Annotated in this window: 18 protein-coding genes and 1 tRNA gene; 14 read left to right on the top strand and 5 right to left on the bottom strand. The window is 68.5% G+C overall.

Annotated elements, in window-relative coordinates; genetic code table 11:
- Position 1: 1 nt before the first annotated feature.
- Positions 2-1,330 carry a DNA-processing protein DprA gene (dprA, locus tag FPJ27_RS35255; protein ID WP_239483351.1) on the bottom strand — a complete coding sequence of 443 codons (1,329 nt, stop codon included), beginning with the start codon at positions 1,328-1,330 and terminating at the stop codon, positions 2-4.
- 185 nt (positions 1,331-1,515) lie between these two features.
- On the opposite strand from dprA, the gene def reads away from it, so the two are divergent.
- The 14 genes from def (at position 1,516) to FPJ27_RS35185 (ending at position 14,323) form a co-directional block, all read left to right on the top strand.
- Positions 1,516-2,019, top strand: coding sequence for a peptide deformylase (def, locus tag FPJ27_RS35250; protein ID WP_204425054.1), 504 nt, complete (start codon positions 1,516-1,518; stop codon positions 2,017-2,019).
- 34 nt (positions 2,020-2,053) lie between these two features.
- Positions 2,054-3,037, top strand: a complete 984-nt coding sequence (fmt, locus tag FPJ27_RS35245; RefSeq protein WP_204425046.1) for a methionyl-tRNA formyltransferase — start codon at positions 2,054-2,056, stop codon at positions 3,035-3,037.
- Between the two features lie 120 nt (positions 3,038-3,157).
- The gene (locus FPJ27_RS35240; RefSeq protein WP_072437613.1) at positions 3,158-3,793 is read left to right on the top strand and encodes a LysE family translocator; all 636 of its coding nucleotides are present in this window, start codon (positions 3,158-3,160) and stop codon (positions 3,791-3,793) included.
- A 100-nt stretch (positions 3,794-3,893) separates the two neighbouring features.
- Positions 3,894-4,751 carry a zinc metalloprotease HtpX gene (gene htpX / locus FPJ27_RS35235; protein WP_006485774.1) on the top strand — a complete coding sequence of 286 codons (858 nt, stop codon included), beginning with the start codon at positions 3,894-3,896 and terminating at the stop codon, positions 4,749-4,751.
- Between the two features lie 228 nt (positions 4,752-4,979).
- Positions 4,980-6,371: a 16S rRNA (cytosine(967)-C(5))-methyltransferase RsmB gene (rsmB, locus tag FPJ27_RS35230; protein ID WP_204425044.1), complete on the top strand. Its 1,392-nt coding sequence runs from the start codon at positions 4,980-4,982 to the stop codon at positions 6,369-6,371.
- The gene (locus FPJ27_RS35225; protein WP_072437611.1) at positions 6,368-6,958 is read left to right on the top strand and encodes a DUF4390 domain-containing protein; all 591 of its coding nucleotides are present in this window, start codon (positions 6,368-6,370) and stop codon (positions 6,956-6,958) included. The genes rsmB and FPJ27_RS35225 overlap by 4 nt, the downstream gene beginning before the upstream one ends.
- Complete coding sequence (esaS, locus tag FPJ27_RS35220) at positions 6,948-9,362, top strand: sensor histidine kinase EsaS (protein ID WP_072437610.1); 2,415 nt, start codon at positions 6,948-6,950, stop codon at positions 9,360-9,362. The genes FPJ27_RS35225 and esaS overlap by 11 nt, the downstream gene beginning before the upstream one ends.
- The gene (esaR, locus tag FPJ27_RS35215; RefSeq protein WP_034179352.1) at positions 9,363-10,064 is read left to right on the top strand and encodes a response regulator transcription factor EsaR; all 702 of its coding nucleotides are present in this window, start codon (positions 9,363-9,365) and stop codon (positions 10,062-10,064) included.
- A 60-nt stretch (positions 10,065-10,124) separates the two neighbouring features.
- Positions 10,125-10,200, top strand: a tRNA-Phe gene (locus tag FPJ27_RS35210).
- Between the two features lie 337 nt (positions 10,201-10,537).
- Positions 10,538-11,272, top strand: a complete 735-nt coding sequence (gene queC, locus FPJ27_RS35205) for a 7-cyano-7-deazaguanine synthase QueC (RefSeq protein ID WP_034179351.1) — start codon at positions 10,538-10,540, stop codon at positions 11,270-11,272.
- Positions 11,273-11,347: 75 nt separating this feature from the next.
- Positions 11,348-11,980, top strand: coding sequence for a 7-carboxy-7-deazaguanine synthase (gene queE, locus FPJ27_RS35200; protein WP_072437609.1), 633 nt, complete (start codon positions 11,348-11,350; stop codon positions 11,978-11,980).
- An 18-nt stretch (positions 11,981-11,998) separates the two neighbouring features.
- Entirely contained in the window at positions 11,999-12,451 is a 453-nt protein-coding gene (gene queD, locus FPJ27_RS35195; RefSeq protein ID WP_006477472.1) for a 6-carboxytetrahydropterin synthase QueD, read from the top strand.
- Between the two features lie 313 nt (positions 12,452-12,764).
- Entirely contained in the window at positions 12,765-13,550 is a 786-nt protein-coding gene (locus tag FPJ27_RS35190) for an aldolase/citrate lyase family protein (protein WP_204425042.1), read from the top strand.
- Complete coding sequence (locus FPJ27_RS35185) at positions 13,547-14,323, top strand: tetratricopeptide repeat protein (RefSeq protein ID WP_204425040.1); 777 nt, start codon at positions 13,547-13,549, stop codon at positions 14,321-14,323. The genes FPJ27_RS35190 and FPJ27_RS35185 overlap by 4 nt, the downstream gene beginning before the upstream one ends.
- Before the next feature lie 81 nt (positions 14,324-14,404).
- Here FPJ27_RS35185 and rodA read toward each other — a convergent pair whose 3' ends face one another.
- The 4 genes from rodA to mreC form a co-directional block, all read right to left on the bottom strand.
- Positions 14,405-15,553: a rod shape-determining protein RodA gene (gene rodA / locus FPJ27_RS35180; protein WP_034179347.1), complete on the bottom strand. Its 1,149-nt coding sequence runs from the start codon at positions 15,551-15,553 to the stop codon at positions 14,405-14,407.
- 11 nt (positions 15,554-15,564) lie between these two features.
- Positions 15,565-17,850, bottom strand: a complete 2,286-nt coding sequence (mrdA, locus tag FPJ27_RS35175) for a penicillin-binding protein 2 (protein ID WP_204425038.1) — start codon at positions 17,848-17,850, stop codon at positions 15,565-15,567.
- 103 nt (positions 17,851-17,953) lie between these two features.
- Entirely contained in the window at positions 17,954-18,466 is a 513-nt protein-coding gene (gene mreD / locus FPJ27_RS35170) for a rod shape-determining protein MreD (RefSeq protein ID WP_006482567.1), read from the bottom strand.
- Positions 18,463-19,533 carry a rod shape-determining protein MreC gene (mreC, locus tag FPJ27_RS35165; protein ID WP_072437605.1) on the bottom strand — a complete coding sequence of 357 codons (1,071 nt, stop codon included), beginning with the start codon at positions 19,531-19,533 and terminating at the stop codon, positions 18,463-18,465. The genes mreD and mreC overlap by 4 nt, the downstream gene beginning before the upstream one ends.
- Between the last annotated feature and the right edge of the window lie 104 nt (positions 19,534-19,637).

Genomic DNA, 19,637 nt, shown 5'->3' with positions numbered 1-19,637 from the left:
CCTATTCGGGGAAATGTAGCACGCCGCACGCGGGCGGGGTGGGTGCGGCGTCAAGCCGCGTGAAGCGTCCGCCGGGGAGGCTCGCGACGCGACCGGCCAGTTCGAGCGCGAGCAGCGCGCGGTGCAGCACGTCGTCGGACAGGCTGCTGTGCTCGGCGAGCCATTCGAATGTGACGGGGCCGTATCCCAGTGCGGCGAGCACGGCCTGTTCGGACGGGGTGCAGGGCGACGGAGGCGGTGATGCTTCGATTCGGGCTGGCGCGGCGGCCGGACCGGCGGGGGGCGCTTCCATGATGGCGGCGCAGGCGCGCTGGCCGGAGGCTTCGGTTTCGCGAGCCTCGTCGGGATTCGCGCGCCGAATTCCGGGGCACGCCGCACCGGTCGTCGGTTCGCCCAGCCCGTATTCCTCGAGAATATCGAGCGGCGCTGCCGTGAGCTTCGCGCCGTCGCGGATCAGCGCGTGGCAGCCCTGCGCGAGCGGTGCGTGGATCGAACCCGGCATCGCGAACACATCGCGCCCCAGTTCGTTCGCGAGCCGCGCGGTGATCAGCGAGCCGGAGCGCGGGGCGGCTTCGACGACGAGCGCGCCGATCGCCAGCGCCGCGATCAGCCGGTTGCGCTGCGGGAAATGCGCTGCGCGGGCCGGGGTGCCGAGCGGCCATTCCGACAGGATCGCACCGTGCGCGGCGATCTCATGGGCGAGTGCGCGGTGCCGCGCCGGATAGACGAGATCGGCGCCCGTCGCGATCACCGCGACCGTGCCCGACCGGCCGTCGAGCCCGCCGCGATGCGCGGCGCCGTCGATCCCGAGCGCGAGGCCCGACACGATCGGGAGCCCCGCGTCGGACAGCGCGCGTGCGAAGCGCGTCGCGTCGGCGAGCCCCTGCGGCGTCGCGTGGCGGCTGCCGACCACGGCGAGGCTGCGTGCGTGCAGCAGGTCGAGCCGGCCCTTTACATATAGCAGCGGCGGCGGGTCGTGCAGGTCGCGCAGCCGCGGCGGGTAGGCCGGATCGCTGAGCGTGACGAGCGCGTTGCCCGGCGCATCGAGCCACGCGAGCGCGGCATCGGTGCGCGCATCGAGATCGTCGCGTTCGCTTGCGCGCACGGCCTGCGCGGCGGCGGGGCTGCTCACGGCGGCAATGGCCTGGTCGGACGCGCGCAGCAGCGCCGCCGGCGAGCCGAACGCGTCGAGCAGCGCCTGCAGTACGGCGGGTGCGAGGCCGGGCGCATGCCCGAGCTGCAGCCACGCGCGCAACGCGGAGGTGGTCAGCGCTTGAGGCGACATGAGGCTGCCCTCGAACGCGACGGCCAGCGGACCGCGTGGCGCCATGATAAAATTTTCATCATCCGAAATACTCGACAGGGCCGCGCGCGCAGGCGCCCGGCCAATTGCAGGAGGCGCGATCCGCGGCATTGATACGCCGCGCATCCGCCTCATCTTCATTGCATCGCGGCGGCGGCGCCAGCCGGCCGGATGGCCGATGCCGCACCCTGCTCTACCGAATACCGAACGCCATGGCTTTGCTCAACATTCTTCATTACCCCGACAAGCGGCTGCACAAGGTCGCCAAGCCCGTCGACAGGGTCGACGACCGGATCCGCAAGCTCGTCGCCGACATGGCCGAGACCATGTACGCGGCGCCCGGCATCGGCCTTGCGGCCACGCAGGTCGACGTGCACGAGCGCGTGATCGTGATTGACGTTTCCGAGGAAAAGAACGAGCTGCGCGCGTTCATCAACCCCGAGATCGTCTGGTCGAGCGACGTGAAGCAGATCTATGAAGAGGGCTGCCTGTCGGTGCCCGGCATCTACGACGAAGTCGAGCGTCCCGACCACGTGCGCGTGCGCGCGCTCAACGAGCAGGGCGAGGCTTTCGAGCTCGACTGCGAGGGCCTGCTCGCCGTGTGCGTCCAGCACGAGATGGATCATCTGATGGGGCGCGTGTTCGTCGAATACCTGTCGCCGCTCAAGCAGACGCGCATCAAGACGAAGATGAAGAAACTCGAACGCGCGATGTGACGCGCGTTCATCCTGCCCGACCCCGAACGCTGTCATGACCCATACGTTGCGCGTGATTTTTGCCGGCACGCCGGAATTTGCCGCGGCTGCCCTCGCCGCGATCCACGAGGCCGGTTTTCCGGTGCCGCTCGTGCTCACCCAGCCCGATCGCCCGGCCGGCCGCGGGATGAAACTGCAGGCGAGCGCCGTGAAGCGCTACGCCGTCGAGCACGGCATGCCCGTCGCACAGCCGCCGTCGCTGCGCCGCGCGGGCAAGTACCCCGCGGAGGCGGCCGACGCGATCGAGCTGCTGCGCACGACGCCGCACGACGTGATGGTGGTCGCCGCGTACGGCCTGCTGCTGCCGCAGGAGGTGCTCGACATTCCGCGCAGCGGCTGCATCAACATCCATGCGTCGCTGCTGCCGCGCTGGCGCGGCGCCGCGCCGATCCACCGCGCGATCGAGGCCGGCGACGCCGAGACGGGCGTCACGCTGATGCAGATGGACGTCGGCCTCGACACCGGCGCGATGATCGAAGAGGCGCGCATCGCGATCGCGCCCGACGACACGACCGCGACGCTGCACGACCGGCTGGCCGCCGACGGCGCGCGGCTGATCGTCGACGCGCTCGTGCGGCTCGAGCGCGACGGTACGCTGCCGGCGACGCCGCAGCCGGCCGACGGCGTGACCTATGCGGAAAAGATCGGCAAGCACGAAGCGGCGCTCGACTGGCGCAAGCCTGCCGACGTGCTCGCGCGCCAGGTGCGTGCGTTCGATCCGTTCCCTGGCGGCGTCGCGACGCTCGACGGCGCGGCAATCAAGCTGTGGGCTGCCGAGCCGGTGGCGGCGCGCGGCGACGCGGCGCCCGGCACGATCGTCGAAGCCGCGCCGGAAGGCGTGGTCGTCGCGTGCGGCAGTGGCGCGCTACGCGTCACGCAGTTGCAGAAGCCGGGCGGCAAGCGGCTGCCCGCGCGCGAATTCCTCGCCGGCTCGCCGCTCGCCGCGGGCCAGCGTTTCGCGCTGCCTGACGTTGCCTAACGTGACCTGACCGCCATTCGACACGGCCTGCCGGCCCTGCGCAATCGGCCGAACGGTCGAGTCGCGCAGCGCGGCAGGCGCGCGTAGAATTTCCCTGCGCTCTCCGGTTTCGAGGTTTTCATGTTCGGCATCACCCATTTCGGCTTCTTCGTGCTGGCAGTTTTCCTGCTGAACGTCACGCCCGGCCCCGACACGGCCTACATCGTCGGCCGCAGCGTCGCGCAGGGCCGCGGCGCGGGGCTGATGTCGGCGCTCGGCATTTCGGCCGGCTGCTGCGTTCATGCACTCGCGTGCGCATTCGGCCTCACGGCGCTGCTTGCGGCGTCGGCTGCCGCGTTCACGGTGATCAAGCTGGTCGGCGCCGCGTACCTGATCTATCTCGGCGTGCGGATGATCGTCGCGAAGCAGGCCGCCGCGCCGTCGGGCGCCGAGGCCGCCACGGCAGCAAAGCCGCTGCGCCAGCTGTTCATGCAGGGCTTCTGGACCAACGTGTTGAACCCGAAGGTCGTGCTGTTCTTCGTGTCGTTCTTCCCGCAGTTCGTGTCGGCCGACAGCCCGCACAAGGCATTGGCGTTCCTGACCCTCGGCGCGGTGTTCGTCGCGATGAGCACGGTCTGGACCAGCCTGGTCGCATGGGTCGCGGGCAGCGTCACGCAGCGCTTTTCCGACAAGCCGGGCGTCAGGAAGTGGCTCGACCGCACGGTCGGCAGCGCTTTCGTCGGCCTCGGCCTGCGTCTTGCAACATCGCAACGCTGAGATTGAATTTTTCCGGCAAGACCTTATCTAACAAATCGCTTACAATTTTCCGCCGCCACCTGTGATGCGCGGCGGGTCCCCTGACGGATAAGGAGTGGGTATGTTCAATTGGGTCAAAACGGCGATGCTGATGGCCGCGATCACGGCCCTGTTCATCGTGATCGGCGGAATGATCGGCGGCTCGCGCGGCATGACGATCGCGCTGCTGTTCGCGCTCGGCATGAATTTCTTCTCGTACTGGTTCTCCGACAAGATGGTGCTGCGCATGTACAACGCGCAGGAAGTCGACGAGAACACGGCGCCGCAGTTCTACCGGATGGTGCGCGAGCTGGCCACGCGCGCGAACCTGCCGATGCCGCGCGTCTACCTGATCAACGAGGATGCGCCGAACGCGTTCGCGACGGGCCGCAACCCCGAGCACGCGGCGGTCGCCGCGACGACTGGCATCCTGCGCGTGCTGTCGGAGCGCGAAATGCGCGGGGTGATGGCGCACGAGCTCGCGCACGTGAAGCACCGCGACATCCTGATCTCGACGATCACCGCGACGATGGCGGGCGCGATCTCGGCGCTTGCGAACTTCGCGATGTTCTTCGGCGGGCGCGACGAGAACGGCCGGCCGGCCAATCCGATCGCGGGTATTGCGGTCGCGCTGCTCGCGCCGATCGCCGGTGCGCTGATCCAGATGGCGATTTCGCGGGCACGCGAGTTCGAGGCCGACCGCGGCGGCGCGCAGATTTCCGGCGATCCGCAGTCGCTTGCGACCGCGCTCGACAAGATCCATCGTTATGCGGCCGGCATCCCGTTCCAGGCGGCCGAAGCGCATCCGGCCACCGCGCAGATGATGATCATGAACCCGCTGCACGGCGGCGGCCTGCAGAACCTGTTCTCGACGCACCCGGCCACCGAGGAACGCATCGCGCGCCTGATGGAGATGGCGCGTACCGGCCGCTTCGATTAAACCTCGGCGCGCCCGCGGCCGTTGCCGCGCGGCGTCCGCGCCGCCACCCCGCACGCTTCGCGCTGCGGGGTGTTTCATTTGTGCGCGCCCTAAAGCGGCCAAAGGGGCCAAAGGGGCCGCATGGTCGCACGCTACAATGCGCGGTTTGGGATCGCAGGGCCGCGCGGCCGCCGCAATCCCGCCGTTTGCCGCATTTGTTAGCTGCGCTTGTTTGCCGATTCCGCTCCGATGACACGAACCCGTTCTTCCGCTCCGTCTTCTTCCGGCCGCCCGGCGCGCCTGTCCGCGCCGCATCTTGCGCCCGATTCGCTCGGCTTCGCACTCGACGCGGCCGCGCAGGCGGTCGACGCGGTACGGCGCGGCACTGCGCTGCCGGCAGCGCTCTCGGCGGTATTCGCGCAGATGGCGTCCGGTGCGCAGGCGCTCGCGCGCGGCGCGACGCAGGACGTCGCGTACCGGACGATGCGTCGCCTCGGCAGCGTGGACTGGCTGATCGGCCGGCTCGTCAGCAAGGCGCCGCCCGCGCACGTGAACGCGGTGCTCGCCGGCGCGCTCGCGCTGCTGCTCGATCCGGCGGACGATGCCGCATACTCGGCGTTCACGGTGGTTGACCAGGCCGTGACCGTGATCGGCGCGCGCCGCGAATACGCATTCGCGAAGGGGTTGGTCAACGCGGTGCTGCGCCGCTTCCTGCGCGAGCGCGACGTGCTCGTCGCTGCGATGCAGGACGACGCCGTTGCGCGCTGGAATTACCGCGCATGGTGGGTCGATGCGGTGAAGCGCGCATGGCCCGACGCATGGCAGGCGATCCTCGCGGCCGGCGAGCGCCAGGGGCCGCTGACGCTGCGCGTGAATGCGCGTCGCGCGAGCGTCGACGCGTATCTCGACACGCTGCGCGCGAGCGGGATCGACGCGACTGCGATTGGCCGGCATGCGGTGCGGCTCGCATCGGCGCTGCCGGTCGAGCGCATTCCGGGATTCGCCGACGGCGTGGTGTCGGTGCAGGACGCCGGCGCGCAGCTCGCGGCCGAATGGCTCGGCGCGCGCGACGGCATGCGCGTGCTCGACGCATGCGCGGCGCCCGGCGGCAAGACCGGCCACATTCTCGAGCTGGCCGATGCGGAAGTCGTTGCGCTCGAAAGCGACGCGACGCGCGCGGCGCGCATCGGCGAGAACCTCGTGCGCCTGTCGCTCGCAGCGGACGTGCGTGTCGGCGATGCGGGTGCGCCCGGCGCGTGGTACGACGGGCGCCCGTTCGACCGCATCCTGGCCGACGTGCCGTGCTCGGCATCGGGCATCGTGCGGCGGCATCCCGACATTCGCTGGCTGCGCCGCGAGGCCGACATCCCGGCGCTCGTCGCGGAACAGCGCCGCATCCTGTCGGCGCTGTGGCCGCTCGTGAAGCCGGGCGGCGAATTGCTTTACGTGACCTGCTCGATCTTCCCCGAAGAGGGCGAGTTGCAGGCCCGCTGGTTTGAAGCGGTCTGTGAAGATGCGGTACGATTGGACGCCCCCGGCCAGCTGCTGCCGGGCGCAGTGCAGGGAGGGGCTGCCGCCGGCGCACTCGACCAGAACACCGATCACGACGGATTTTTCTACGCGCGGTTTCAGAAACGGTGACGATCAAACACCTTTTTTCACTTCGGCTCGCGGCCGTCCTGATGGTCGCGTTGACGCTGTGCCTGGCCGTCGCCCGGCCGGCGCATGCCCAGTCGATCGCCGTGCAGCGCGCGTCGCTCCAGGCCGACGGAAGCGGCTGGAGCCTCGATGCCCGCTTCGATTTCGAGCTGAATCCGAACCTCGAAGATGCCGTCAACAAGGGCATCCCGCTTTACTTCACGACCGACTTCGAGCTGAGCCGCGCGCGCTGGTACTGGTTCGACGAGCAGCCGGTGTCGGTGACGCAGACGATCCGCCTGTCGTTCCAGCCGCTCACGCGCGAATACCGCGTGTCGACGGGCGGCCTGCAGCTCGGCTTCCCGTCGCTGAAGGATGCGCTCGCGGTCGTCAGGCACATCACGTCGTGGCACGTGATCGACCGCAACCAGGTGCGCCTGGGGGAAACCTACATGGCGTCGGTGCGGATGCAGCTCGATACGGCGCTGATGCCGAAGCCGTTCCAGGTCGACGCCGTGAACAATCGCGACTGGACGCTCGGGTCGGACTGGAAGCGCTTCAACTTCACGGTGACCGAACGTGCTAAATAAAGTGCGCCGCGCGGCCAGCGGGAAGAGCCTCCTCGTTCGCGTGATCGTCTCGACCGTCGCGTTCACCGCGTTGCTGCTGCTCGTGCTGCTCGCGGCCGCGAGCGCGAATACCGAATTCTTCGATCGCTACTACTCGTGGCTGTACGCGACCAACATCGTCGTCGCGCTGGTGTTCCTGCTCGTGGTGCTCGGGCTGATCGGGATGATCGTCGTGCGCCTTAGGAAGGGCAAGTTCGGCACGCGGCTGCTCGCGAAGCTCGCGGTGTTCTTCGCGCTCGTCGGCGTGGTGCCGGGCGGGATCATCTACATCGTGTCGTACCAGTTCGTGTCGCGCAGCATCGAGTCGTGGTTCGACGTGAACGTCGAGACGGCGCTGACGGCCGGCCTGAATCTCGGCCGCGGGATGCTCGATGCGTCGCTGTCCGATCTGCAGACGAAGGCGCGACTGATGTCCGACCAGCTCGCGAGCGTCGACGCGAACACGAACGGCACGACGCTCACGCTGCTACGGCTGCGCGACCAGTTCGGCGTGCAGGACGCGACGATCGTCGAGCCGAGCCGCGGCGGTTCGGGCGCGGCGCCCGACCTGCACATCGTCGCGCAGGCGTCGGGCAATTTCGCGGCGCTGATTCCGGACGACCTGCCGACGCCGCTGATGCTGAGCCAGGCGCGCGAACACGGCACATACGCGGCGATCGAAGGCGAAGTCGACGGCGACCCGCGCGCGCACGGCGCGAAGGGCGCGCTTCGGCTGCGCGTCGTGCGGCCGATTCCCGATGCGACGACGTCGCTGCTGCAGCCGGCCGAACGCTTCCTGCAGCTCACGCAGCCGGTGCCGCCGACGCTCGCGCACAACGCGGACGCCGTGCAGCGCGCGTACCGCGAGTATCAGGAAAAAGCGCTCGGCCGCACGGGCCTGCGCAAGATGTACATCGGCACGCTGACGCTCGCGCTGTTCCTCGCGACCTTCATCGCGATGATGCTCGCGCTCGCGCTCGGCCAGCAGCTCGCGCGGCCGCTGTTCCTGCTCGCGCAGGGCACCAAGGAGATCACGGAAGGCGACTACACGCCGAAGCGCGAGATCAAGACGCGCGACGAGCTCGGCTTCCTCACGCAGTCGTTCAACGCGATGACGCGCCAGTTGTCCGAGGCGCGTCTCGCGGTCGAGAAGAACCGCATCGCGCTCGAGCATTCGAAGACGTATCTCGAGAGCATCCTCGCGAACCTGACGGCCGGCGTGTTCGTGCTCGACCGCCAGTTCCGGCTGACGACGGCCAACCGCGGCGCCGAGCGAATCTTCCGGCAGCCGTTCAACGCGCTGATCGGCACGACGCTCGACCAGATCGGCGTTGCGGCGGGATTCGGCGCGATGGTGCGCAAGGCGTTCGCCGATCGCGAGGCGGCATCCGACGGCGGCAGCGGCGATCGAGGCCACTGGCAGCAGCAGTTCGCGATCGAGATGCCGGGCGAAACGGAACCGCTGACACTGCTCGTGCGCGGCGCGCGCCTCGTGTCGACGGTCGAGGGGCAGGCCGACGATCCGCAGACGTCCGGTTACGTCGTGGTATTCGACGACATTTCCGACGTGATTTCCGCGCAGCGCTCGGTTGCGTGGGGCGAGGTCGCGCGGCGGCTCGCGCATGAGATCAAGAATCCGCTGACGCCGATCCAGTTGTCGGCCGAGCGGCTGCAGATGAAGCTGTCCGACAAGCTCGCACCGTCCGACGCGGATGTGCTCAAGCGCGGCGCGACGATGATCGTCAACCAGGTGGCCGCGATGAAGCGGATGGTCGACGATTTCCGCGAATACGCGCGCACGCCGCCGGCGGTGCTCGCGAACCTGCAGTTGAACGAACTGGCGAGCGAGGTGCTCGGGCTGTACGGCGTCGGCGAAGGCAAGAGCCCGATCGTCGCCGAGCTCGCGCCATCGCTGCCGGTGATTCGCGGCGACGCGACGCAATTGCGCCAGGTGATACACAACCTGCTGCAGAATGCGCAGGATTCGGTCGCGGAAGCCGAGCATCCGCGTGTGTTGATCGAAACCAAGACAGTAGAATATGGCGATCCCGACGCCGAGGGCAAAACGCGCGTCGCGGTACGTCTTACCGTGTCCGACAACGGGCCCGGTTTTCCGGCACGCATCCTGACCCGCGCGTTCGAGCCTTACGTGACGACGAAGGCGAAGGGCACGGGGCTCGGGCTGGCCACGGTCAAGAAGATCGTCGACGAGCACGGTGCGCGGATCGATCTGCGCAATCGCATGCACGGCGAGACCGTCGAGGGTGCGCAGGTGTCGATCCTGTTCCTGCAGATGGCGAGCGATGCGCCAGGCGCCGAACCGGGCGCGCAGGGCGGGACGACCCCCGCTAAGACAAAAGCAAGTGAGCAGACAAGGGCAGCGTAAATGGCAACCATCCTGGTGGTAGATGATGAAATGGGCATCCGGGAATTGCTCTCGGAGATCCTCAGCGATGAAGGACATGTCGTCGAGGCAGCGGAGAACGCGCAGGCCGCGCGGGAATACCGGCTGAATCAGGCGCCCGATCTCGTGCTGCTCGATATCTGGATGCCCGATACCGACGGCGTCACGTTGCTCAAGGAATGGGCGGCGCAGGGGCTGCTGACGATGCCCGTGATCATGATGTCCGGGCACGCGACGATCGACACGGCCGTCGAGGCGACGAAGATCGGCGCGCTCGATTTCCTCGAGAAGCCGATCGCGCTGCAGAAGCTGCTGAAGTCCGTCGAGCACGGTCTCGCACGCGGCGCGGCGCCGGTGTCCGCCAACGCGGCGGCGAAGGGGGGCGCCGGACAGGCAGCGGGGCCCGCGGCGGTTGCATCCGCGGCTGCGCTGCCGACGCTCGGCGACGACATGGCGGCGGCGCTCGGCCTCGCGGGGCAGACGGCCGCGATCCCGTTCGACATCCCGTTGCGCGAAGCGCGCGATGCGTTCGAGCGCGCGTACTTCGAATATCACCTCGCGCGCGAGAACGGCAGCATGACGCGCGTCGCGGAGAAGACGGGCCTCGAGCGCACGCACCTGTATCGCAAGCTCAAGCAGCTCGGCGTCGAGTTGGGCAAGAAGCCGTCCGAAGGCGCGGTATAAATTTTTTTGCGAAAACGCTTGAGCAGGTGGGGAAAGCTCGATATACTTTCATTCTTCGTTGGCCCGGTAGCTCAGTTGGTAGAGCAGCGGATTGAAAATCCGCGTGTCGATGGTTCGATTCCGTCCCAGGCCACCAGCAGTTCCAACCCCAAGAATCGGAAGGTTCTTGGGGTTTTTCGTTTGTGGTGGGCATCGCGTGCGCGGCAGCATTCGCGCAGGCATGATAAAATCCGTTCCCGCTCAATGACTTAGCGCATCGTTGCATGCGCACGGCAGGCTGCCAGTGATGCGCCGCCGTGACGCGCGGCAACGATGCCGCGCGATGGGCGGTATAAGCGCTCCGCCGCGTTCGCGGCCGACCGCGCTGCCTATACTGGTCGAGCCGGCGCAGGCCGGTACGCGTCGGGCCGCCCGGCGGCAGCCGGCCCCGGGGCGCAGCGCGACGCGAGCCTACACATTCACGGAGTATCACGGTGATTCGGACAGACGCTAAAGACGGCGCGCTCGTGTTGTTTTCCGGCGGGCAGGACTCGGCCACGTGCGTGGCGTGGGCCCTCGAACGCTACCAGACGGTCGAGACCCTCGGCTTCGATTACGGCCAGCGACATCGTGTCGAGCTCGAATGCCGCGAAGGCGTGCGCGAAGCGCTGAAGCGCGACTTTTCCGCGTGGACGGACCGGCTCGGCGACGATCACATGATCGACCTGTCGGTGCTCGGCGCGATCAGCGATACCGCGATGACGCGCACGATCGAGATCGAGACGACGGCGAGCGGCTTGCCGAACACGTTCGTGCCGGGCCGCAACCTGCTGTTCATGACGATCGCCGCGGCGATCGCGTATCGCCGCGGGCTGCGCGTGCTGGTCGGCGGGATGTGCGAGACCGATTTTTCGGGCTACCCCGACTGCCGCGACGATACGATGAAGGCGCTGCAGGTCGCGCTGAATCTCGGGATGGATACGCGCATCGTGCTCGAGACGCCGCTGATGTGGCTCGACAAGGCGCAGACGTGGCAACTCGCCGAACAGCTCGGCGGCGAGGCGCTCGTCGAACTGATCCGCGTCGAGACGCACACGTGCTACGTGGGCGAGCGCGCGGAACTGCACGACTGGGGCTTCGGCTGCGGCGAGTGCCCGGCCTGCAAGCTGCGCAAGCGCGGCTACGAGGCCTACCTGAAGGGCGAGCGGGTGACCGAAGCGCCGCTGTGACGCGGCTGCGCCGGCAGCGCTTGATGAATAACGGATTCTGATCGACAACGAGCGGCGCGAGCCGGACGACGGACGATGACTTACGCGGTCAAGGAAATTTTCTACACGTTGCAGGGCGAGGGCGCGAACGCGGGCCGGCCGGCCGTGTTCTGCCGGTTCGCCGGCTGCAACCTGTGGTCGGGCCGCGAAGAGGATCGCGAAGAGGCCGTGTGCCGCTTCTGCGATACGGACTTCGTCGGCACCGACGGCGAGAACGGCGGCAAGTTCAAGGACGCCGAAGCGCTCGTCGCGACGATCGCCGGCCTGTGGCCGGACGGCGAAGCGCACCGCTTCGTCGTCTGCACGGGCGGCGAGCCGATGCTGCAGCTCGACCAGCCGCTCGTCGACGCGCTGCACGCGGCCGGCTTCGAGATCGCGATCGAGACCAACGGCTCGCTGCCGGTGCTCGAATCGATCGACTGGATCTGCGTGAGCCCGAAGGCCGACGCGCCGCTCGTCGTCACGAAGGGCAACGAACTGAAGGTCGTGATCCCGCAGGACAACCAGCGGCTGGCCGATTATGCGAAGCTCGACTTCGAGTATTTCCTCGTCCAGCCGATGGACGGCCCGTCGCGCGACCTCAATACGAAGCTCGCGATCGACTGGTGCAAGCGTCATCCGCAGTGGCGCCTGTCGATGCAGACCCACAAATATCTGAACATTCCCTGAGCCACGGCCTTTGACATCGTGCTGATTACCCGAAAACTCGAATTCGACGCGGGCCACCGCATTCCCGATCACCGCAGCCAGTGCAGGAACCTGCACGGCCATCGCTACGTGCTCGAAATCACGTTGCGCGGCGATCTCGTCGATACCGAGGGCGCTCCCGACCGCGGCATGGTGATGGATTTCGCCGACGTGAAGGCGCTCGCGATGGAGCACCTCGTCAGCAAGTGGGACCATGCATTCCTGGTCTATGCGCGCGACGACGTCGTGCGCTCGTTCCTCGAACAGATGGCCGACCACAAGACCGTCGTGATCGACCGGATCCCGACCGTCGAGAACCTCGCCGCGATCGCGTTCGACCTCCTCGCGAACGTGTACGACGCGCACTACGGCGTGAACCTGCGCCTCGAGCGCGTGCGCCTGTACGAAACCCCGAACTGCTGGGCCGACGTCGAGCGCCAGCCCGGCCGCTGATCCTGCCTTCCCGGCAGCCCCGCCGGCCGGCGCGGGCTGCCCGTCACCGTGCCCTTCGGCCCTGTCCCGCGCCGGCGCTGCTCCCCGTCCGTTCCCACATTCCGCGCAACGCCGCGCTATGATCGTTGCGTGGCACCGTAAAACGCACCCTTGCGCGGTCGCGCGGCCCGCGCTGTCAGATCGGCCACCTACGGCCGACTGACGTTGAAGGGCGCGGTCTGGCGCCGCCGCGCTGTGCTGCCCGGCGTGTTGCGCCCCGCTTCGCCTGATGCTTGTCCCGTTCGATTGCCGTTCCGTCCAGGAGGCCGTATCGATGAGCACGCTCACCAATTCCCTCAAACAACGCCTGCGAGACGGCGACGAGCCGCTGTATGGCCTGTGGCTGTCGCTCGGCAGCGACTCGGTCGCGGAAGCGCTCGCGCACGCCGGCTACGACTGGCTCTGCATCGACATGGAGCACGCGCCGAACGACAGTCGCGACGTCGTGGCGCAGTTGCGCGCGATCGCCGCCGCGCACCTGCCGAGCGAACCCGTCGTGCGCGTGCCGGCACGCGAGCCGTGGCTCGTGAAGCGCGCGCTCGACGCCGGCGCGCGCACGCTGATGTTTCCGTGCATCGAGACGCCCGACGACGCCGCGCACGCGGTGCGGCTCACGCGCTTCCCGTCGCCGGAATCGCCGGACGGGCTGCGCGGCGTTGCGGGCATGGTGCGCGCGGCGGCGTTCGGCATGCGCCGCGATTACCTGCAGACGGCGAACGCGCAGGTCGCGGTGATCGTGCAGATCGAATCGGCGCGCGGCGTCGACGAAGTCGAGCGGATCGCGGCGACGCCCGGCGTCGATTGCCTGTTCATCGGCCCGGCCGATCTCGCGGCGAGCCTCGGGCATCTCGGCGACATCCGCCACCCGGACGTCGAAACCGCGATGGCGCGCGTGCTCGCGGCCGGCAAGCAGGCCGGCGTCGCGGTCGGCATTTTCGCGGGCGACACGGCGGGCGCGCGGCAGTACCGCGAGGCCGGCTACCGGATGATCACGCTGTCGGCCGACGTGAGCTGGCTGCTGCGTGCGACGCGGCAAGCGCTGCAGGAGGTACGGTCATGAACGGTGGCGATGGCGCGTCTTGCCGGCGCGCGCGGGGTGCGACCGGTGTGCGTTGGCGGTTCGGCGCGATGCTCGGCCTGTGGGCCGTGTGTGTCGCGGCGGCCGCGCAGGGCGCGCCGCAAGCGAAGCCCGATCCGTCGCGCGAGACGCAATCGGCGGTCGCCGACTACAACGCCGGCGACTATCGCGCGGCGCTGGTGCAGTTCCACGACGCGGCCGAGCGCGGCGACCGTCTCGCGCAGTTCAACTACGCGATGATGCTGCTGACGGGCGAAGGCGTGACGGCGAACGTCGACGAAGGGTTGCGCTGGCTGAAGCGCGCGGCCGACGCGAACATGTCGCATGCGCAGTACGTGTACGGCCGGATGTTCGACGACGGCGAGTTCGTCGCGCGCAATCCGGCCGAAGCGCATCGCTGGTTCCTGCGGGCGGCGAAGCAGGGGCACGTGCAGGCCGAGCTGTCGCTCGCGAACCAGTTCCTCGACGGGCGCGGCACGCCGCGCGACAACCGGCAGGCGTTCGCATGGTACAAGCAGGCCGCCGATGCGGGCGAGCCGACCGCGCAGTACGTGACCGCGTCGTTCTACGAGCGCGGCGGCGACGGCGTGGCGCAGAACCTGAACATCGCGCGGGCCTATTACGCGGCGGCGGCCGCGCAGGGCGACGAGACGGCCGGATTGAAATTCAAGGAGCTGAGCGCGCGGCTGAAGGCGCAGGGGCCGGCGTCGGGCGTCGGTGCTGAGCCGGGGAGCCCGCGCGCGGCACCGCAGTGAGCGGGCGCCGCGCCGCGTTGCCGCGTTCGAAACGCACGATGAAAAAACGGCGCCGGGGCGCCGTTCTTCTTTGCCGCGCGGTCAGCTCTTCATCAGCCGCCGCTGTCGCCCGACGCTCATGATCATCCCGATCGCGATGCCGAGCGTCGCGAGCGCGGTGCCGCCGTAGCTCATGAACGGCAACGGTACGCCGACGACCGGCAGCACGCCGCTCACCATCCCGATGTTGACGAACGCATAGACGAAGAACGCGAGCGTGAGCGAGCCCGCGAGCAGGCGGCCGAACAGCGTCGCGCCCTGCGCGGCGATATAGAGCCCGCGCGCGATCAGCGCCATGTACAGCGTCAGCAGCACGATCCCGCCGACCAGCCCCCATTCCTCCGAGAACACCGCGAAGATGAAGTCGGTGTGCTTCTCCGGAATGAATTCGAGGTGCGCCTGCGTGCCTTTCAGGTAGCCCTTGCCGAGCACGCCGCCCGAGCCGATCGCGATCACGGCCTGGATCGTGTGGAAGCCCTTGCCGAGCGGGTCGGAGGTCGGGTCGAGCAGCGTGCACACGCGGTGCTTCTGGTAGTCGTGCATCAGCGGCCACTGCACTTCGGGCTGACAGATGCGGTCCTCGAACACGGCGATCGACCCGACCGCGATCACGCCCGCGACGAGCACCGGCACGATCAGCTTGAACGACAGGCCGGCGAGGTAGATCACGAAGAAGCCGGCCGCGAACACGAGCAGGCCCGTGCCGAGGTCGGGCTGCTTCGCGATCAGTCCGACCGGCACCATCAGGATCCCGAACGCGGCGAGGAAGTCGTACCAGCGCAGCCCGCCTTCGCGGCGCTGGTAGTACCACGCGAGCATCAGCGGCGTCGCGATCTTGAGGATCTCGGACGGCTGGATCACGACGCCGACGTTCAGCCAGCGCTTCGCGCCCTTCTTCGTCATCCCGAATAGCGCGACCGCGATCAGCAGCGCGACCCCGAACGTATAGAGCGGGACCGCGAAGCGCATCAGCGTGGTCGGCGGGATGTTGGCGATCACCCACATCAGCACGAACGTCAGCAGGATGTTGCGCAACTGGTCCTCGACGCGGCCCGGCATGTCGATCGCCGCGCTGTACAGCGTGACGATGCCGACGCACAGCAGCAGGAACACGATGAGGGCGAGCGGGCGGTCGAAGCCCGCGAACATCTGCTTGATCTTGTCGAGCCAGGCGCGCTTGTCGAATTGCATGCCTTTCTCCGTTAATGAGCGGTGCCGGCGTCCGCCGCTTTCGCGGGGGCCGTCGCACGGTGGTTGTCGTCCCGCGGCGTGGCGACGAGCGGCTGCGCATCGCTGGCGGGCCGGCGCGGCCGGTGCGGGCGCCGGATCGGCGGCAGGCTCGCGGCCATCGGCGCCGCGGCGCTCGCGTTGGCCGGCTGCGCTGCGTTTGTACCGGCCGCACCCGACGCATCGGGTGCCGACGCGGCCGATGCCGCATCTGCCGCGCTGGCCGCGGTCGGCACGACGGGCTGCGGCAGCGCCTTGAAGCCGGCCGCGACGGCGGCGGGCTTGTTCGCATCGCCGATCACCGGTGCATTCACGGGTTCGGTCGCCGACGCCGCGGCAGCCACGGCCGCGGCTTCGTTCTGCGGGTTCTGGCGCTCGACGAGGAAGAAGTCGAGCACGCGGCGCGCGATCGGGCCCGCGGCCTGCGCGCCCCAGCCGCCGTTCTCGACGACCAGCGCCAAGGCGATCTGCGGATGGTCGACCGGCGCGTACGCGATGAACAGCGCGTGGTCGCGCAGATGCTCGGCGAGCAGGTGGCCCTTGTAGTTGGAGCCCTGCAGCGAGAACACCTGAGCGGTACCGGTCTTGCCGGCGGCGAGATACGGTGCGCCGCGGAACACCTTGTACGCGGTGCCGGACGGGTTCTCGATCACGTTCTCCATCCCGCGCTTCACGACGTCGATGTCGGCCTGCTTGAGCGGGATGGTTTCACTTTCCTTCGGCACGGTCAGGCGGCGCCCGCGCGTGATCGGATCCTCGACTTCCTTCACGAGGTGGGGCTTCATCACGACGCCGTTGTTCGCGAGCGTCGCGGTTGCGTGCGCGAGCTGCAGGATCGTGAACGAGTTGTAGCCCTGGCCGATCCCGAGGCTGATCGTCTCGCCGTCGAACCACTTCTGCTGCGCGGGCTTCTTGAACGCCTTCTTCTTCCAGTCGGTCGACGGCAGGATCCCGCGCGCCTCGCCCTGGATGTCGATCCCGGTGATCTGGCCGAAGCCGAACGGCTTCATGAAGTTCGCGATCGCGTTCACGCCGAGGTCGCGCGCGAGCATGTAGAAGTAGGTGTCGTTCGACACCATGATCGCCTTGTTCATGTCGACCCAGCCCTGGCCCGAGCGCACGTCGTTGCGGAACGTGTGGCCGCCGAACGTGAAGTAGCCGGGATCCTGGAATCCCCAGCCCGGCGAGCGCTTGCCGAGCGTCAGGCCCGCGAGCGCCATGAACGGCTTGTACGTCGAGCCGGGCGGGTAGGTGCCGTGCAGCGGGCGGTTCAGGAGCGGCTTGTCGGTCGAGTTGTTCAGCTCGTCCCAGGTCTGCTGGTCGATGCCGTCGACGAACGAATTCGGGTCGAAGCTCGGCGACGACACGAACGCGAGCACGTCGCCCGTCTTCGGCTCGATCGCGACGAGCGCGCCGCGCTTGCCGGCGAACGCCTGCTCGGCAACCTGCTGCAACCCGATGTCGAGCGACAGCACGAGGTTGTTGCCGGGCGTCGCCTGCGTGCGCGACAGCGTGCGCACGGGCCGGCCGCCGGCCGTCACCTCGACTTCCTCGAAGCCGGTCAGCCCGTGCAGCTCGGTCTCGTAGCTCTGCTCGACGCCGATCTTGCCGATGTAGTCGGTGCCCTTGTAGTTGTTCGCGTCGCGGCGCGGATCGTAGTTTTCCTGGTCGCTGTCGTTGTCGTCGCTCATCGCGTCGATGCGATCCTGGTCGCGCTTCGAGATCCGGCCGATGTAGCCGATCACGTGCGCGGCCGTCGTGCCGAGCGGATATTGGCGGAACAGCCGCGCGCGCACGTCGACGCCGGGAAAGCGGAAGCGCTGCGCGGTGAAGCGCGCGACTTCCGCGTCGGTGAGCCGCGTGCGGATCGGCAGGCTCTCGAAGTTCTTCGAGTCTTCCTGCAGCTTCTTGAAGCGGCGGCGGTCGCGTGCGTCGATCGGGATGATCTCGGACAGCTTGTCGATCGTGTTGTCGAGCGTGTCGTCGAGCTTCGACGGCGTGATCTCGAGCGTGTACGCCGAATAGTTCTTCGCGAGGATCACGCCGTTGCGGTCGGTGATGATCCCGCGGTTCGGCACGATCGGCGCAACCGAGATGCGGTTTTCCTCTGCCTGCAGCGCGTATTTGCCGTGCTGCATCAGCTGCAGGTAGAAGAAGCGGCTCGCGAGCAGCCCGAAGCAGACGAACACGAACACGCCCGCCGCCGCGACGCGCAGGCGGAACTTCGAGAGCTGCTGTTGGGTGTCGTTGAATTCGGTCATGCGGTTGAGCGTCTATCCGACCCGCGCGCGGGCGGGCGAGGTGCCGCCCCGGAGCGCAGCGCGCGGCGGGTTTGGGGGCGGCGGGTATTCAAGGTCGTCCGGCTCAGATGGGGCGCGTGTCGTCCGGATCGACCGGGCGACGTTGCGGCATCAGCAGCAGGTGGCTCGCGATCGGCCACAGCGCGGCCTCGACGAAGCCGTCGACCAGGTAGCGCCAGCCCGGGAACGCGGCGCCCATCAAGAGACGGATCACGAACGGCACGAGCTGCGCGACGACGAGCAGCGGCGTGACATACAGCACCTGCACGCCGATCGGCATCCACAGCACGCGGCGGTGGATCGTGATCGCACCGTACGACAGCAGCGTATATGCGAGCGCGTGCTCGCCGAGCAGCCCAGCGTCATGCACGTCCATCAGGATGCCGAGCGCGAACGCGACGCCCATCCCGACCTTGCGCGGCTGGTGGATGTTCCAGAACAGCAGCACGAGCGCGACGAAGTCGGGCACGCCGGGCAGGCGGCCCCACGGCATCAGGTTCAGCAGGAATGCGGCGGCGAGGCTGAAGACGATGAAGTACGGATTGACCGGCTGCAGGATGTATTGCGGGCGGTTCATCGCTGGGCTCCTGGTTGCCCGGCCGAGGGCTTCGCGGGCGCGGCGTCGGGCTTGCCGGGAGCGGCGGGCGCAGCCGGCGCGGGCTTCGCGCCGGGCTGGGCGGCGGCGGCCGGCTTTGCGTTCGCGTCGGCCTTGTCGGCTTTCTCGCCCTTCGCGGCGGCTTTCGCGCCCTTCTTGCCGCCCTTCGCGTTCTTGTCGGCGGCCGGTTCGAGCTCGACCGGGCGCGGCGGGATGTCGTTCTGGTAATGCAGCACGAGCATCTGGCGCGCGCCGCGCACGGCCGCGACCGGCGCGCACGTCACGCGCGCGAATGCGGTATCGGCGAGCTTGTCGACGCGCGCGACCTTCGCGACCGGCAGGCCGGGTGGATAGACGCCGTCGAGGCCGCTCGTGACGAGCTCGTCGCCGACGACGAGATCCGCGCTCGTCGGCACGAAGCGCAGGTCGAGCGAATCGCCCTTCGGCGTGCCGTAGATCACGCTGCGCAGTCCGGTGCGCAGCACCTGCACCGGAATCGCGAGATCGCGGTCGGTGACCAGCGTGACTTCGGACTGCAGCGGGAACACGCGCGTGACCTGGCCGACCACGCCGTCCTCACTGACCACGGGCGCGCCGTTCTGGATGCCCTGCTGCGAACCTTGCCCGACCACGATCTTCTGCGTGAACGGATCGCTCGTGTCGTACTGGATCTCGACCGGCGTCGATTGCGTCGCGATGTGCTGGCGCAACTCGAGCACCGCGCGCAGGTGCATGTTTTCCTGCGCGAGCACGGCGGCCTGGTTGGCTTGCGTCGACAGTTGCAGGTTGCGTTTGCGGAGGTCGTCGTTCTCGTGGCGCAGCGACGAGCCGGTGACGGCGATGTCGGCCGCGCCCATGAACAGGTCGCGCGGCACGAGCGCCGCGCGCTGCAGCGGATAGAGCACGGTGCCGAGCACGCCGCGAACGATTTCGAGCGTGCTGAAGCGCGCGTCCGACACGAGGAGCGCGATGGCGAGGGCAACGAAGAAGATGAGCCGCGCGAGCGCGGGCGGACCTTGCTTGAAGAGGGGCGGCGGACTGTATTCCATGGTCGGCGCCGGGCGCGTGTGATCGGTTAAATGATGCTCAGACGCGCAAACGGCGCGGCGGTTCGTTCTGAACGAGCGATCCGGCCACGCCGCAGGTGCGTCAT

The sequence above is a fragment of the Burkholderia sp. MS455 genome, from assembly GCF_016899445.1.
Classification (GTDB): Bacteria; Pseudomonadota; Gammaproteobacteria; order Burkholderiales; family Burkholderiaceae; genus Burkholderia; species Burkholderia pyrrocinia_C.
The sequence above is the reverse complement of the archived record's forward strand: the minus strand, read 5'-3'. Positions and strand labels throughout refer to the sequence as shown.

Bases quoted from the DNA above. Each gene is read 5' to 3' on its own strand.
- dprA (WP_239483351.1), bottom strand. From the start codon at position 1,330: ATGGCGCCACGCGGTCCGCTGGCCGTCGCGTTCGAGGGCAGCCTCATG.
- def (WP_204425054.1), top strand. From the start codon at position 1,516: ATGGCTTTGCTCAACATTCTTCATTACCCCGACAAGCGGCTGCACAAG.
- fmt (WP_204425046.1), top strand. From the start codon at position 2,054: ATGACCCATACGTTGCGCGTGATTTTTGCCGGCACGCCGGAATTTGCC.
- FPJ27_RS35240 (WP_072437613.1), top strand. From the start codon at position 3,158: ATGTTCGGCATCACCCATTTCGGCTTCTTCGTGCTGGCAGTTTTCCTG.
- htpX (WP_006485774.1), top strand. From the start codon at position 3,894: ATGTTCAATTGGGTCAAAACGGCGATGCTGATGGCCGCGATCACGGCC.
- rsmB (WP_204425044.1), top strand. From the start codon at position 4,980: ATGACACGAACCCGTTCTTCCGCTCCGTCTTCTTCCGGCCGCCCGGCG.
- esaR (WP_034179352.1), top strand. From the start codon at position 9,363: ATGGCAACCATCCTGGTGGTAGATGATGAAATGGGCATCCGGGAATTG.
- queE (WP_072437609.1), top strand. From the start codon at position 11,348: ATGACTTACGCGGTCAAGGAAATTTTCTACACGTTGCAGGGCGAGGGC.
- FPJ27_RS35190 (WP_204425042.1), top strand. From the start codon at position 12,765: ATGAGCACGCTCACCAATTCCCTCAAACAACGCCTGCGAGACGGCGAC.
- FPJ27_RS35185 (WP_204425040.1), top strand. From the start codon at position 13,547: ATGAACGGTGGCGATGGCGCGTCTTGCCGGCGCGCGCGGGGTGCGACC.
- rodA (WP_034179347.1), bottom strand. From the start codon at position 15,553: ATGCAATTCGACAAGCGCGCCTGGCTCGACAAGATCAAGCAGATGTTC.
- mrdA (WP_204425038.1), bottom strand. From the start codon at position 17,850: ATGACCGAATTCAACGACACCCAACAGCAGCTCTCGAAGTTCCGCCTG.
- mreD (WP_006482567.1), bottom strand. From the start codon at position 18,466: ATGAACCGCCCGCAATACATCCTGCAGCCGGTCAATCCGTACTTCATC.
- mreC (WP_072437605.1), bottom strand. From the start codon at position 19,533: ATGGAATACAGTCCGCCGCCCCTCTTCAAGCAAGGTCCGCCCGCGCTC.